Genomic DNA, 13,513 nt, shown 5'->3' with positions numbered 1-13,513 from the left:
TGGTTGAGTCGTCATCGGATAAGGAAGATTTCGGTCACCCATTGGCTGCCACCAGCGCGGGCTTCGCGCTGCAGGCTGCGTGGGGCGCCATGGGGAAGCGCGCCCATCAGGACGCGTGCTGGTGTGCTGCCGGCATCGCTCAGGGCGACGCGGCGGCTGCTGTGCTCGGCAAGTGGCAGCGGCTCGGGGCTGCGGTAGACCCAGGCCAGCCGACCATCGGGCAGGGCTTCCTGCTCCGCGTCGCGCTGGAACTGCAGCGGCGTGGCGGCGGTGTTCAGCGCGGGGCTCAGGCTCAGCGCCAGATCGGCGATATCGCCGCTGGCCGCCAGGCTGGCCCAGTCGCCGAGCAAGAGGTATTTCCATCGGCACTGCCGGGCGGCGAAGCGCAGCAGCTCGCGCCGGCCCAGGCTCTGGCACCAGGCCTCGCAGTCGCTGTCCAGTGCCGAGCGCGGCGCCAGCGGCAACAGCAGATGGCGCGGCACGTCGTCGGCGCTGGCCAGCGCGAACAGCGGCTCGCTGCTATCCAGGCGCCAGCTGAGCAGGTAGTCGCAAGCCTCGTCACGCTGGGCCTGCCAGAGCTGGGGCAGGGCACTGGCGGCGCCAATCAGCGTCAGGCCGCCGGCATCGCTGCGCAGCAGCAGGCCATGCTGGCGGCACAGCTCGCGGGTGGCCTGGCTCGGCGTCAGGCTGAGGCCGGCCAGCGCGCTGGCACCGTACTCGTGCTGCAGCCCGACGCTGAGCAGCGGCAGGAATTGCTCGGCGGCGCGTGGCTCGCGCAGGCGTTGGCGGCCCGTATCGGTACGCGCATCGCTGCTGAGCTTCAGACTCATGAGAGCCCCCGCACATCGCCGACGCGGATCGGCTGATCGCGGCCGAGGATCTGTTCGCTGTCGACGCTGACCATGCGCACCCGGTAGAGCACCGAGGGCAGGTAGCGGCCGCTGTGAATGCCCCAGAGGCTGTGCATCTCGGAGCTGCTCAAGTTCTCGATGTTCAGGATCAGGCGCTCCAGCCGGCGGTCCAGCGTCGGTGCGTTGTGATGGTCGATCACCGGTGTGGCCTGGAAAAAGCCGATGGCGCCAGACAGGAACTTCAGCGCTTCCGGATAGTTGGTGCCGCTGAAGTTGGCCGCGCACATCATCAGCAGGTTCAGAAACACCGGTTCCTGCTGGCGCAACTGCGCGCTGCCGACGCGGGTGGCGGTGTTGCTGCTGCTGTTGCTTCGATGGGCCATGGTGTCGCGCTCTACCCCGGCCAGAAAGATCACCAGCTTGTTGGCCACGATGGGCACCGCCGTGCCGTTCTGCTCATGCAGATTGGACAAGACCGCCAGGTCCTCGCTGACCTGAAAACGCTGGCGCAGATGCTGGTTCAGCTGACCGGCAATCTGTGTCAGAGCGGCGTCAATCATGGTGCATCCAGGACAGGCGACGGCGCCCCCATGGCACCGATGGGCAAAGCCTAGGTTTGCTTGCCTCCGTCTGCTATCGGACGGCGGCTGATTTGGGCTCAGCAATTTGCTGAGCGGGGAAACCCGGGCGTTAGGCGCTGTGCTCGCTGGCTGCTGGGGTCAGGTCTTGCCTGCTCGGGGTTTGCGCCTAGGAAAAATGCTGAGTTGGCGGGCTCGCTGCAGCGGATCAGTTGCGTATCCACTGATCGCCGTAGCGAGTTCAGGGGTTTGCATACGCCTGTCATCTGCCGCTGCCAAGCTGCCGGGCATCACGACAATAGGGAGTTCACATCGTGCATGCAATCAAGAAATCCTGGCTGCAAGGCCTGCGTCTGTCCGCCCCGCTGGCCCTGACGGTGACCGTGCTGGCCGCCTGCGGTAGCGGCTCCGACGAGGCCGCCCCGTGGCCGCCTCAATCGGCCGTCATTGCCCATCGCGGCGCCTCGGCCCTGCGCCCGGAGCACACCTTGGCGGCCTATCAGAAGGCGATCGACGACGGCGCCGACATCATCGAGCCCGATCTGGTCAGCACCAAGGATGGCGTGCTGGTGGCACGGCACGAGAACGCCATCGCCATCTTGAATGCCGATGGCAGCATCAAGGAGGCGACCACCAATGTGGCCGACAAGCCCGAGTTCAAGGACAGGCTGAAAACCAAGAGTATTGATGGTGTCAGCATCCGTGGCTGGTTCACCGAGGATTTCACGCTGGCCGAGCTGAAGACGCTGCGGGCCCGTGAGCGCATTCCTGCCGTGCGCACGGCCAATGTGGCCTACAACGACCAGTTCGAGATCCCGACGCTGCAGGAGGTGATCGATCTGGCCAAGGCGCAGACAGCAGCCAAGGGTCGCACCATCGGCATCATTCCCGAGACCAAGCATCCAAGCTATTTCCAGGGCTTGGGCCTGGCGCTGGAGCCGGCGCTGCTGGCGGTGCTGGAGAAGAATGGCTGGAACAACAAGGAGGCGCCGGTGATCGTGCAGTCCTTCGAGGTGGCCAATCTGAAGGCGATCGCGCAGAAGAGCTCGGTACGCCTGGTGCAGCTGATCAACAGCGGCGGACGCCCCTGGGACTTTGTGCAGGAAGGCGCGGCCAACACGCGCGGCTACGCCGATATGGTCAGCGCCGATGGCTTGAAGGAGATCGCCCGCTATGCCTATGCCGTGGGGCCGTACAAGGAATGGGTCATTCCGCATACCCGCGATGCCAATGGCAGCACGCTGGCGCTTGGCCAGCCGACCAGCTTTGTCAAGGACGCCCACGCAGCAGGGCTGAAGATCACCATCTGGACGCTGCGCCCGGAGAACACCTTCCTGCCTGTGAGCCTGAAGGGCAGCCCGGCGGCCGATCCAAACACGCGCGGCAACAGCATCGCCGAGATCCGCGCCTATCTTGATGCCGGCATCGACGGCTTCTTCACCGACGACTCTTCGGTTGGGCGCCAGGCGGTGCAGGGCTGGAAACCGGCGAACTGAGCCGGCCGGCCTTCAGCCAGCAGGTGGGCTGCTGTGCAGGCGATGCTCAGTCTGCCAGCAGGCTGCGCCAGTAGGACTTGACTTTGCCGGCATCGACATCGCTGCTGGCATCGAACGTCTTGGCCCAGCCGATCAGCGTCGGCAGGCGCTGGTTGTCGTCTGCTGCCAGCGTGCGCAAGACAGCGATGCCTTGTCGGATGCCGGCGGCAATGGGCGCTTCCTGGCCGGCGAACATCTTGTAGCCTTCGCCGCTGAGCTTTTTGCAAAGCGCGCTCGCCATGGCGTCTGGATCAGCCAGCAGCGCTTGCAGTCGGCTGGCCATCATCTCGCCGTAGTTATCGATCTGCTCGTTGCGCGAGGAGTCGGGATCCTTGTCGATGTTGGCAAAGTCCTGATCGATGGCGACCGGCGCGCGGTCTTGAACCATCAGATTGCCGGCGTTGGTCGCAAGATTGAAGGCCAGCTTGAAGCGGTCCTCGTTGAGGATGGCGGCGTCAAACACCAGCATCCGGCCAATCTGCTGAAAGTTGGCTTCACCCTCGATGGCGCCTTGCTCGCCGCCGACCGCAGTGCCAAGCTGGCCCAGGGTCTGGCCCCTGACCATGGACCACAGCGTGACGCTGCTCGCAGCAGTCAATTTGCCGAACAACTCGGGCGACAGCGTTTCGGCCTTGGCCAGCAGCGCGCGCCCAGCGTCGCTGTCCAGAGTCAGATGCCGGCCCTTGGGCGTTGCAACGCCAAAGTCCTTGGCCAAGTTGTAAGCCAGGACGGTGCCATCGATGCCTTCGGCAATCTTGACGACGACTTCGCCATCGCCATCGCTGACCAGGTAGGCGCCTTCGGCCGCACCGCCTAGTTTCCTGATCTGATTGACTTCGGAAAAATCGGCGTTGTCCAGGGTCAGAACCCGCTGCACCGGTGCCGCTGCGTCGCCCGCCCGCGCTGGCATGGCTTGCAGGGGCAGAGCACCCGGCCCGAGCACTGGGGCGGCCAAGGCTTTGGCCCCCATCTGCGTTGCTTCCCGCTCCAGGCCGGCGTCGTCGTTGATGGCAAGGCCGGGCTTCATCTGCATCGTTGGCCGTACTCGCCCCTGAGCCTGTTGGACCAGATGCCAGGCCTCGTGGGGCAGGTGCTGTTGTTGCCCCGGAGCGAGGTGAATCTGACTGCCCTGGGCATAGGCCCGTGCGTTCAGCTGCGCCGGCTGCGCCGAGTTGTAGTGGACCTGGACATGGTCCATGGACAAGCCGGAAAGTGCTTCAACGCCGGCCTTCAGGCCGGCTGGCAAGTCCTTGCTCGCGGCTGCCGGGCGCTCGTCGCTGGCACGCTGCGCCGCTACGCTCAGGCTGTGGATTTGTCGCCTTTGCGCCACCATCCTCGGGCTGTGCTGCTGCTGTGCAGGCCGGCCGCTGGCCGTGCCCGTGACAAACGGCTGGCTGTGCAGCGCGGCGGCGCGAAAGATCGGCGTCTGGGCTGGCCCTGCCGGGGCGCGCATTTGCTTGTCGGTGTCTGCCATCGGGGCCTCCCTGACCGTGTGCTGTGCCTGGCGTCGAGCGCTGCGATCAACGGGCGCTTTGGCCTGCGCGCTTCAAGCACGCGGCCGGCTGACGTCCAGGCTGCTCAAGCCCTCGCGCAGCGCAAAGCGCGTCAGTTCGGCAATGCCCTGGATCTGCAGCTTGGCGAAGACGTGTTCGCGGTGGGTGGCAACCGTCTTGGCGCTGAGGTGCAGCTGGGTGGCGATTTCCTGGGCGGTATAGCCTTCGGAGAACAGCTGCACCATCTCGCGCTCCCGCGGGGTCAAACGGGTCAGGGCAGAGCCAGTGGCGGATGCCCTGCCGGGCCCTGAGCCATCGGGCGAGCCGCCATGCGAGCGGCTCTGCAGCCGCCCCAGCAGCATCTCGCCGACCAATTCGCCGCTCAGGAACAGCTGGTTGGCCATCACGCGGCGCACGCCGCGAGCCAGTTCGTCAAAGGAGTTTTCCTTCAGCACATAGCCGCTGGCTCCGGCGTCCAGCGCGGCGGCGACCTGCTGCGGCTCGGCGTGGACCGACAGGCAGATCATCTTGCAGCGCATCGGCTCGGCGCGCAGCCGGCGCATCGCCTCGATGCCGTTCATGCAGGGCATGGCCACATCGACAAGCACCACATCGGGGTCGTGCTCGCGGGCCAGGCGCACCAGCTCCATGCCGTCGCGGGCCTGGGCCTGCACCTCAATGTCGTGCTCGCGCTCCAGCAGCGCGACCAGCCCTTCGCGAACGATGTGGTGGTCGTCGGCGACGATGACCTGGATGCTCATGCCGGTGCTCCCGAGGGCAAGGCGCGCCAGCTGATGCGGGCCTGCACGCCACGGCCGATGCGCCAGCGCAGTGTGGCACCGATGGCGGCCAGGCGTTCGCGCAGCAGCGGCATACCGAGCCCGGTGGGCGCGCTGGCCCAGGTGGGGCGCGTGGCGGCCAGGCCGGCGCCGTGATCGGCCACAGTGATGGCCAGGCGACCAGGGCGGGCAAACAGCCGGGTTTCGACACGGCCAGGGCCGGCATGCTTGCAGGCGTTGTTCAGCAGCTCCTGCGTGCCATCAAGCAGCGCGCTGGCAATGGCGTCTGGCAGCGGCTCGGGCTGGCCGTCGCAGACGAAGTCGATCGCCAGGTTGTGAGTGCGGTGCAGCTGCTCGATGCAGTGCTGCAGCTGGCGTGCCAGGTCCGGCCTGGGGGCTGACGCGACGCTCGACTCCGACAGCGCCAGCTCGCGCAACAGGGTGCGTGTGGCGCGTAGCGCCTCCTGCACCAGCACTTGCGCGCGACCAAACGCTTCGGGATCGGAGCGGGCGTGATCGAAGTGGACCAAGGCCATGGCCAGCAGCTGGGCGAGCTCGCCATGCAGGCGTTCGGCGATTCGGCCAGCAGCAGGCGTAGCAGTCGCGGCACTGCTCTGCAAGACGCGCAGCATTGGCGCTAGCAACTCGGGGGCTGTAGGAGACGATAGCTGTGGCGGAGCGTTGTACTTCATCGGCAAGCTCGGCGAGCAATGCGGCACATGTGTCAGTGGAGCGCTGAAGCGTAGTGGGCCGATCAGCGCCCGGTCAAGCTGTAAGAGCTAACTGATACGGAGCACGCGAAGCTGCGTTACAAGGTCCGGCGTGCACCAGCTCATGAGCGCAGCAACTGCCTCAGCACATAGGGAAGAATGCCGCCGTGACGGAAGTATTCGAGTTCGATGGCGGTGTCCAGGCGCAACAGCAAGCGGTGCTCACGGCGCTCACCCCCCCTAGTTTGAATGGCGAGTGACACCTCGCGCAGTGGGGTCAATTCGCCGTCGATGACGATGTCGATCAGCTCATCGCCTTGCAGGCCCAGGCTGGCCCAGCTCTCGCCCGGCATGAATTGCAGCGGCAGCACACCCATGCCGGCCAGGTTGGCCCGGTGGATGCGCTCGAAGCTGCGTGCCACCACGGCCTTGATGCCCAGCAGCTGCGTGCCCTTGGCGGCCCAGTCGCGGCTGGAGCCGGTGCCGTATTCCTCACCGGCAAAGATCACCGTCGGCGTGCCGGCGGCTTGGTAGCGCATCGCGGCGTCGTAGATGGGCAGCGTATCCTGGCTGGGTTGCAGCAGGGTCAGGCCGCCCTCGACGCGGCTGCCGTCGGCCTGCGCCGGCAGCATCAGGTTCTTGATGCGCACATTGGCAAAAGTGCCGCGCATCATCAGCTCGTGATGGCCGCGGCGTGAGCCGTAACTGTTGAAATCAGCGGGCTTGATGCCCTGGGCCTGCAGCCACAGGCCGGCCGGTGAATCGGCGCGGATGCTGCCGGCGGGGGAGATGTGATCGGTGGTGATGGAGTCGCCGAACAGGGCCATGATGCGGGCGCCGCGAATGCTGGCTTCGCGCGCCGCCGGCTCCAGCTCGAAGCCGGCGAAGAAGGGCGGCTCGGCGATATAGCTGCTGGCCGGCCAGTCATAGACCTGGCCCGCGGCCGCGCCGCTGATCTGCTGCCACAGCCGGCCTGGCCGGCTGGCGATCTGCTCGTAGTTGCGGCGATAGGCCTTGCCATCCTGGGCATGGCGCAGCAGCTTGTGGATTTCCTCGCTGCTGGGCCAGACATCGCCCAGAAACACCTCGCGGCCGCCCTTGCCGATGCCCAGCGGCTGGCGCATCAGGTCGACCATCACGTTACCGGCCAGCGCATAGGCCAGCACCAACGGCGGCGAGGCCAGGAAGTTGGCCTTCAGATTGGGGTGGATGCGGGCTTCGAAGTTGCGATTGCCCGAGAGCACCGCGGCGCAGACCAGCTGGTGCTCGGTGATGGCGCTGTTGATCTCCGGCGTCAGGTCGCCGGCATTGCCGATGCAGGTGGTGCAGCCATAGGCGGCAACATGGAAGCCGAGCTTTTCCAGATAGGGCAGCAGGCCGGCCCGCTCCAGGTAGTCGGTGACGATGCGCGAGCCCGGCGCCAGCGAGGTCTTGATATGGGGCGCCACCCGCAGCCCGGCCTTGACGGCCTTCTTGGCCAAGAGGCCGGCGGCCAGCATCACGCTGGGGTTGGAGGTGTTGGTGCAGGAGGTGATGGCGGCGATCAGCACATCGCCATTGCCCAGCGAGAGGCCGCTCTCGGTGCTGACGCGTTCGCGCAGTGTCTTGGCCGGGCGGTTGTAGCCGTTGGCGGTGGGCGGCGCGCTGTACAGCTCGGCAAAGCGCGGCGACAGATCGCTGATGGTGATGCGATCCTGCGGCCGCTTCGGGCCGGCCAGCGAGGGCACGACGCTGCCCAGGTCCAGGCGCAGGCGCTGGCTGTAGGCGATGTCGGCGGTGAAGGCATGGGCCTCGGGCGTGCCGGGCATGCCGAACATCTGCTGGGCGCGGAAATAGGCTTCCAGGGCGGCAATCTCGCCGCGCTTGCGGCCGGTGGCGCGGAAGTAGTCCAGCGTCTTGCCATCGACCGGGAAGAAACCCATGGTGGCGCCATATTCGGGCGCCATATTGGCGATGGTGGCGCGATCTGGCACCGAGAGCTGGGCGGCGCCCGGGCCGAAGAATTCGACGAACTTGCCGACCACCTTGGCCTGGCGCAGCTGCTCGGTCAGCGTGAGCACCAGATCGGTGGCGGTGCAGCCCTCGCGCAGCTGGCCGGTCAGCTCGAAACCAACCACATCGGGGCTGAGGAAGTAGACCGGTTGGCCCAGCATGCCGGCCTCGGCCTCGATGCCGCCCACGCCCCAGCCGACCACGCCGATGCCATTGATCATCGTGGTGTGGCTGTCGGTGCCGACCAGGCTGTCAGGGTAGTAGAGCTTCGCGCTGCCGGCTGCCGTCTTGCGCTTGTGCAGGCCGCGGGCCAGGTATTCCAGATTGACCTGGTGGACGATGCCAAAGCCCGGCGGCACGACGCCAAAGCTTTGGAAGGCCTGCATGCCCCATTTCATGAACTGGTAGCGCTCGCGGTTGCGCTCGAATTCCAGCTTCATGTTGAGGTCCAGCGCCGCAGCGTCGCCGTAGTGGTCGATCATCACCGAGTGGTCCACCACCAGGTCGACCGGCACCAGGGGCTCGATGCGGCCGGGCTCGTGCCCTGCCGCGGCGGCCGTGCTGCGCATCGCGGCCAGATCGGCCAGCAGTGGCACGCCGGTGAAGTCCTGCAGCACGACGCGGGAAACCAGAAAAGGGATTTCCTCGCTGCGCGCGGCGCCTGCCTGCCAGTTGGCCAGCTGCGCCACGTGTTCGCGGCCGACACGCTCGCCATCGCAGTTGCGCAGCACCGATTCCAGCACGATGCGCAGGCTGATCGGCAGCCGCGCAATATTCGGGTATTGCTGGGCCAGTCGTGGCAACGAGTAGAACTGCCCGCTCTTGTCGCTGCCCCAGTGAAAGCGATCGAGGGTGCTGGCAAAGGGATGAAGGGCAAGGGTGCTCATGAAGGCGCGCTCCGACGTGATGGCTGAGGCCATTGTGCGGCGTGGGCGCTGATCTTGTGTGACAGGCGCCCGCAAGACCCGCTGGGCTTCCCGCTTGCGACGATACTGGCCGACGTACTCGGCAGACTTGGAAGGCAGGGCCATGGCAGAAGCATCATTCACACCGCGCAGGATTGGCATGCCGAGCGCCGCCGGTTGCTTGCTGGCCGGCTGGCTCACTGCGCTGGCCACACCGGCCTCAGTGACGGCGGCCCCGGCCGCTGCCCCGGCGGCGAGTGCTGCCAGCCAGGCCGCTGGCGCAGCGGCTTTTGCCGCCGTGCAGGACAAGCGCTGGCGGCTGAGCAAGCTCGATGGCGCCGCCATCGAGGCCCGTGCCAGTGGCGCACGCGCGCCACACCTGATCTTCAGCGCCACCAAGTCGCGCCTGAGCGGCTCGGGCGGTTGCAATCGCATCATGGGCAGTTTCAGCGTTCAGGGCGAGCGGCTGACGATCAAGCACCCGGTGACGACGATGATGGCCTGCCCGCGCGGCATGGAGCAGGAGCAGCGCTTCATTGCTGCGCTCGGTGAGGTGCAGCGCTGGCGCCTGGAGGGCGAGGTGCTGGAGCTGATGGACTGGAGCCATCAGGTGCTGGCGCGGCTGGAGCTTGACGCGCCATGACGATGCAGGCCACCGAGCCCCAGGCCGCTCGATTGCTGCTACTGCACACCGCGGCCGTTCATATCGCCCGCTTCGAGGCCTTGGCGCAGTGCCTGGCACCGGGGCTGCCGCTGGCTCATCGGGTGCAGCCGGAATTGCTGGACTTGGCGCGTGAGCAGGGCCTGGGCTCGGTCGAGCTGCAGGCCGGCATTGACCAGGCACTCGCCGACGCGCGCGCCAGCGGCGCTGCGGTGCTGCTGTGCACCTGCTCGACCCTGGGCGGGCTGGTGGAGGCCCGGGCCGCCGCCGCGATGGCGGAGTTTCCGGGGCTGCGGGCCTTGCGCGTTGACCGTGCCATGTGCGAGCTGGCGCTTGCCCATGGGCCACGCCTGCTGGTGGTGGCCGCGCTGCAGAGCACGCTGGCGCCAACGCTGAGCCTGCTGCAGGCGGTGGCCGAGGCTCGGGGTCAGGTCTTGCAGGCGCGCACGCTGCTGGTCAGCGAGGCCTGGGCCTGTTTTGAAGCCGGCGATGAGGCGGGCTACCTGGCCACGCTCCGTGTGGCGCTGCGCAATGCGCTTGCGGGCGCGGGCAACGATGCTGTCGATGCGGTGCTGCTGGCCCAGGCCTCGATGGCGACGCTGGCCGATGAGGACTGGCCGCGGCCGGTGCTGGCCAGCCCGGCGCCGGGCCTGGCTGCGGCGCTGGCACTGCTGGAGTCGGGCTTGTAAGCAGTTGCAAGCGCGGGTCGTCGTGTGGTCCCGGGCAGCCGTTGAGCAGTGGTCAATGCTTGACGCTTGTTCGAGGAGCCGCACGATGATCCGCACGATGACCCGACCAATCCCTTTGCTCAACCGAACGCTGTCGCAAGCCCTGTTGGGCCTTGGACTGGGGCTGAGCCTGTGGGCCAGCGCCGATCTGGCAGCGGCCCAGGACGCCAGCTTGTCGCTGCGCGTCGCCGAACCGGGTTTCTATGGCCGTGTCGACATTGGCTCGGCGATGATGCCGCGGGTGGTCTATCCGCAGCCGGTGCTGGTGCGGCCCGAGCCGGTCTATCGCGAACGGCGCGAGTACCGGGAACCGCTCTACATCTATGCACCGGTGCATCATCAGCGCCACTGGCACCGCCATTGCGAGCGCTATGGCGCCTGCGGCCGGCCGGTCTACTTTGTGCGCGAGGACTGGGTGCGCGAGGTCTATGTGCCGCGCCGCCACGGCCATTGGCGCGAGTGAAAGAGCAGCATCACGCGGCGGCCATCGCCCGCTCCAGCATCGCCAGCAGCAGCACATTGCAGCCGGCCGTGATGTGTTCGGGCTTGGCATCCTCGATCTCGTTGTGGCTGATGCCGTCCTTGCAGGGAATGAAGATCATGCCGGCCGGTGCCAGCCGCGCCATATAGACGGCATCATGGCCGGCACCTGAGACCGCCGGCATGTTCGAATAGCCCAGCCGCTCGGCGGCCCGGGCCACGGCCTTGATGCAGTCCGCATGGAAGGGCTGGGCCGGGTAGTGCGAGACCAGCTCGATCTGGATGGACAGACCGGTTTCATGGCTCAGGCGGGCGGCCCGGCTACGAATGTCGGCGTCCATGGCATCGACCAGCGCATCGCTGGCATTGCGCAGATCGATGCTGAACCTGACCCGGCCCGGAATCACATTGCGGCTGTTCGGGTGCACCTGCACCATGCCGACGGTGCCGCGGCCATGCGGCGCATGCTTATGCGCCACGGCCACTACGTCCTGCATCAGCCGCGTGGCCACCTGCAGCGCGTCCTTGCGCAGTGCCATCGGCGTCGGGCCGGCGTGGGCTTCCATGCCGGTGACGGTGCAGTCATACCATTTGATGCCCAGCACGCCGGTGACCACGCCGATGGTCACGCCATGGTCTTCCAGCACCGGGCCCTGCTCGATGTGCGTTTCGAAATAGCTGCCAATCGGGTGCGCGCCTGGCTCCTCGCTGCCGATATAGCCGATGCGTTCGAGTTCCTCGCGCACCGTCTTGCCCTCGGTATCGCGCGCCGCATAAGCATGTTCCAGTGTGAAGGCCCCGGCGAACACGCCCGAGCCCATCATCACCGGCACGAAGCGCGAGCCCTCTTCATTGGTCCAGAAGGCGACCTCGATCGGCGCTTCGGTCTCGATGCCGTGGTCATTCAGCGTGCGCACCACCTCCAGGCCGGCCAGCACGCCGTAGTTGCCGTCGAACTTGCCGCCGGTCGGCTGGGTGTCGATATGGCTGCCGGTCATCACCGGCGGCAGCGTGTTGTTGCGGCCAGCGCGGCGCATGAAGGCATTGCCGATCTTGTCCACCGTCACCGTCATGCCGGCCTCGCGGGCCCAGCCCAGCACCAGATCGCGGCCCTGGCGATCCAGTTCGGTCAGGGCGAGGCGGCAGACGCCGCCCTTGTCGGTCTTGCCGATCTGCGCCAGCTCCATCAGCGAGGCCCAGAGGCGGTTGCCGTTGATGCGCAGGGCGGTGATGTTGCTCTGGGATGTGTCCATGCGGGGCCTCTTGACGGGATTCACGAGCGCTTGACCGCGGTCGGGCTCAGGTCTTGCTGGCGTGCCTTGGCCGCCGCGAAATTCGGCCCGAAGGCCGGGCGTTTCAGGTAGCGGCCACGGCCGGCCTCGGCGCGCAGCTCGCCCTGGGCATAGACGATGCGGCCCTGGGCGATGGTGTGGCTGGGAATGCCGCGCACGCTGCGGCCTTCGAAGATATTGAAATCGCCCTTGGAGTGCTGGGTGGCGGCGGAGATGGTCTTGGTGCCTTGTGGGTCCCAGAGCACCAGGTCGGCATCGGCGCCTTCCGCGATCAGGCCCTTGCGCGGGTAGAGGTTGAAGAGCTTGGCGGTATTGGCCGAAGTGATGGCCACGAACTCGCTGGGCGTCAGCCGGCCGCTGTTGACGCCGGCATCCCAGATCACCGCCAGGCGTTCTTCGATGCCGCCGCAGCCATTGGGGATCTTGGCGAAGTTGTCCAGCCCAGCGGCTTTTTGCTGGGCGCAGAAGGTGCAGTGGTCAGTCGCGGTGGTGTGCAACTGGCCGGATTGCAGGCCGCGCCAGAGGAAGTCCTGGTGGATCTTGGGCCTGAAGGGCGGGCTCATCACATGGGCGGCGGCGGTGGCGAAGTCGGGGTGGCGGTAGACGCTGTCGTCGATCAGCAGATGGCCGGCCAGCACCTCGCCGTAGACGCGCTGGCCGCGTGCGCGGGCGCGGGCAATGGCTTCGGCGGCTTCGATACAGGAGACGTGAACGATGTAGATCGGTACGCCCAGCACATCGGCAATCGCGATGGCGCGATTGGCCGCCTCGCCCTCGACCATGGGCGGGCGCGACAGCGGATGCCCCTCGGGCCCGCTGATGCCCATCCTGGCCACTTCCTGTTGCAGCAGATAGACGAGCTCGCCGTTCTCGGCGTGCACGGTGGGCATGGCGCCGAGCTCCAGCGCGCGGCGGAAGCTGTTCACCAGCGTCTCGTCGTCGCACATGATGGCGTTCTTGTAGGCCATGAAGTGCTTGAAGCTGTTGATGCCCTCGTCGCGCACCAGCTGGCCCATCTCGGCATGGACCTGCTCACTCCACCAGGTGATGGCGACGTGAAAGCCGTAGTCGGCCGCCGATTTCTCGGCCCAGCCGCGCCAGGTCTGGTAAGCCTCCAGCAGCGACTGCTGCGGATTGGGAATGACGAAATCGATGATGCTGGTGGTGCCACCGGCCAGGCCGGCGGCCGTGCCGGTGAAGAAGTCGTCCATCGTCACCGTGCCCATGAAGGGCAGCTGCATATGCGTGTGCGGATCGATGCCGCCGGGCAGCAGGTACTGGCCGCTGCCATCGAGCCGCTCGGCGCCGGCCGGGGTCAGGTCTTGCGCACGGGGGCCGACGGCGGCAATGCGGCCGTCGACGCAGAGCACATCGGCGCGCTCCTCACGGTCGGCATTGACGACGGTGGCGCCCTGGATCAGCAATGCAGCCATGCTTCTAAGCCCTCAGTTGAAATGGAACAGACCACGGAGACACAGCGCCACAGAGTCAATACACGTGCCAAATCGA

Annotated in this window: 12 protein-coding genes; 4 read left to right on the top strand and 8 right to left on the bottom strand. The window is 66.9% G+C overall.

Annotation, left to right across the window (positions count from 1 at the left end; all coding sequences use genetic code 11):
- Positions 1–11 precede the first annotated feature (11 nt).
- Both RQP53_RS02780 and RQP53_RS02775 read right to left on the bottom strand, forming a co-directional pair.
- A complete protein-coding gene (locus RQP53_RS02780; protein ID WP_315648509.1) occupies positions 12–830 on the bottom strand; it encodes a hypothetical protein in 819 nt (272 codons plus the stop codon).
- On the bottom strand, positions 827–1,411 hold the full coding sequence (locus RQP53_RS02775; protein ID WP_315648508.1) for a Pvc16 family protein: 585 nt from the start codon (positions 1,409–1,411) through the stop codon (positions 827–829). The genes RQP53_RS02780 and RQP53_RS02775 overlap by 4 nt, the downstream gene beginning before the upstream one ends.
- A 341-nt stretch (positions 1,412–1,752) precedes the next feature.
- Between RQP53_RS02775 and RQP53_RS02770 the strand changes: the two genes are divergently transcribed.
- Complete coding sequence (locus tag RQP53_RS02770) at positions 1,753–2,925, top strand: glycerophosphodiester phosphodiesterase (protein ID WP_434064056.1); 1,173 nt, start codon at positions 1,753–1,755, stop codon at positions 2,923–2,925.
- 46 nt (positions 2,926–2,971) lie between these two features.
- On the opposite strand, the gene RQP53_RS02765 is transcribed toward RQP53_RS02770, so the two are convergent.
- The 4 genes from RQP53_RS02765 to acnA form a co-directional block, all read right to left on the bottom strand.
- Positions 2,972–4,438, bottom strand: coding sequence for an eCIS core domain-containing protein (locus RQP53_RS02765; RefSeq protein WP_315648507.1), 1,467 nt, complete (start codon positions 4,436–4,438; stop codon positions 2,972–2,974).
- 72 nt (positions 4,439–4,510) lie between these two features.
- Positions 4,511–5,218, bottom strand: coding sequence for a response regulator transcription factor (locus RQP53_RS02760; RefSeq protein ID WP_315648506.1), 708 nt, complete (start codon positions 5,216–5,218; stop codon positions 4,511–4,513).
- Positions 5,215–5,868, bottom strand: a complete 654-nt coding sequence (locus RQP53_RS02755; protein WP_315648505.1) for a sensor histidine kinase — start codon at positions 5,866–5,868, stop codon at positions 5,215–5,217. Before RQP53_RS02755 ends, RQP53_RS02760 begins: the two co-directional genes overlap by 4 nt.
- 200 nt (positions 5,869–6,068) lie before the next feature.
- The gene (gene acnA / locus RQP53_RS02750) at positions 6,069–8,825 is read right to left on the bottom strand and encodes an aconitate hydratase AcnA (RefSeq protein ID WP_315648504.1); all 2,757 of its coding nucleotides are present in this window, start codon (positions 8,823–8,825) and stop codon (positions 6,069–6,071) included.
- A gap of 178 nt (positions 8,826–9,003) precedes the next feature.
- Here acnA and RQP53_RS02745 point away from each other — a divergent pair, with 178 nt between their 5' ends.
- The 3 genes from RQP53_RS02745 (at position 9,004) to RQP53_RS02735 (ending at position 10,695) form a co-directional block, all read left to right on the top strand.
- Positions 9,004–9,486 carry an META domain-containing protein gene (locus RQP53_RS02745; RefSeq protein ID WP_315648503.1) on the top strand — a complete coding sequence of 161 codons (483 nt, stop codon included), beginning with the start codon at positions 9,004–9,006 and terminating at the stop codon, positions 9,484–9,486.
- On the top strand, positions 9,483–10,193 hold the full coding sequence (locus RQP53_RS02740; protein ID WP_315648502.1) for an Asp/Glu/hydantoin racemase: 711 nt from the start codon (positions 9,483–9,485) through the stop codon (positions 10,191–10,193). The genes RQP53_RS02745 and RQP53_RS02740 overlap by 4 nt, the downstream gene beginning before the upstream one ends.
- 85 nt (positions 10,194–10,278) lie before the next feature.
- Entirely contained in the window at positions 10,279–10,695 is a 417-nt protein-coding gene (locus RQP53_RS02735) for a hypothetical protein (RefSeq protein WP_315648501.1), read from the top strand.
- Between the two features lie 10 nt (positions 10,696–10,705).
- Here the strand turns inward: RQP53_RS02735 and RQP53_RS02730 are convergent, their stop codons facing one another.
- Both RQP53_RS02730 and hydA read right to left on the bottom strand, forming a co-directional pair.
- On the bottom strand, positions 10,706–11,965 hold the full coding sequence (locus RQP53_RS02730; RefSeq protein WP_315648500.1) for a Zn-dependent hydrolase: 1,260 nt from the start codon (positions 11,963–11,965) through the stop codon (positions 10,706–10,708).
- A gap of 20 nt (positions 11,966–11,985) precedes the next feature.
- Positions 11,986–13,437 (bottom strand): dihydropyrimidinase, encoded by a 1,452-nt coding sequence (hydA, locus tag RQP53_RS02725; RefSeq protein WP_315648499.1) that lies wholly within the window; start codon positions 13,435–13,437, stop codon positions 11,986–11,988.
- Positions 13,438–13,513: the final 76 nt, after the last annotated feature.

The sequence above is a fragment of the Roseateles aquae genome, from assembly GCF_032337115.1.
In the GTDB taxonomy this organism is placed as follows: domain Bacteria; phylum Pseudomonadota; class Gammaproteobacteria; order Burkholderiales; family Burkholderiaceae_C; genus Roseateles_C; species Roseateles_C aquae.
Note: the sequence above shows the minus strand (reverse complement) of the source record. Positions and strands in the feature narration are given on the sequence as shown.

What these genes read in the sequence shown, in the direction of transcription:
- RQP53_RS02765 (WP_315648507.1), bottom strand. Translation starts at nt 4,438, where the DNA reads ATGGCAGACACCGACAAGCAAATGCGCGCCCCGGCAGGGCCAGCCCAG.
- RQP53_RS02775 (WP_315648508.1), bottom strand. Translation starts at nt 1,411, where the DNA reads ATGATTGACGCCGCTCTGACACAGATTGCCGGTCAGCTGAACCAGCAT.
- acnA (WP_315648504.1), bottom strand. Translation starts at nt 8,825, where the DNA reads ATGAGCACCCTTGCCCTTCATCCCTTTGCCAGCACCCTCGATCGCTTT.
- RQP53_RS02730 (WP_315648500.1), bottom strand. Translation starts at nt 11,965, where the DNA reads ATGGACACATCCCAGAGCAACATCACCGCCCTGCGCATCAACGGCAAC.
- RQP53_RS02755 (WP_315648505.1), bottom strand. Translation starts at nt 5,868, where the DNA reads ATGCTGCGCGTCTTGCAGAGCAGTGCCGCGACTGCTACGCCTGCTGCT.
- RQP53_RS02780 (WP_315648509.1), bottom strand. Translation starts at nt 830, where the DNA reads ATGAGTCTGAAGCTCAGCAGCGATGCGCGTACCGATACGGGCCGCCAA.
- hydA (WP_315648499.1), bottom strand. Translation starts at nt 13,437, where the DNA reads ATGGCTGCATTGCTGATCCAGGGCGCCACCGTCGTCAATGCCGACCGT.
- RQP53_RS02740 (WP_315648502.1), top strand. Translation starts at nt 9,483, where the DNA reads ATGACGATGCAGGCCACCGAGCCCCAGGCCGCTCGATTGCTGCTACTG.
- RQP53_RS02760 (WP_315648506.1), bottom strand. Translation starts at nt 5,218, where the DNA reads ATGAGCATCCAGGTCATCGTCGCCGACGACCACCACATCGTTCGCGAA.
- RQP53_RS02745 (WP_315648503.1), top strand. Translation starts at nt 9,004, where the DNA reads ATGCCGAGCGCCGCCGGTTGCTTGCTGGCCGGCTGGCTCACTGCGCTG.
- RQP53_RS02735 (WP_315648501.1), top strand. Translation starts at nt 10,279, where the DNA reads ATGATCCGCACGATGACCCGACCAATCCCTTTGCTCAACCGAACGCTG.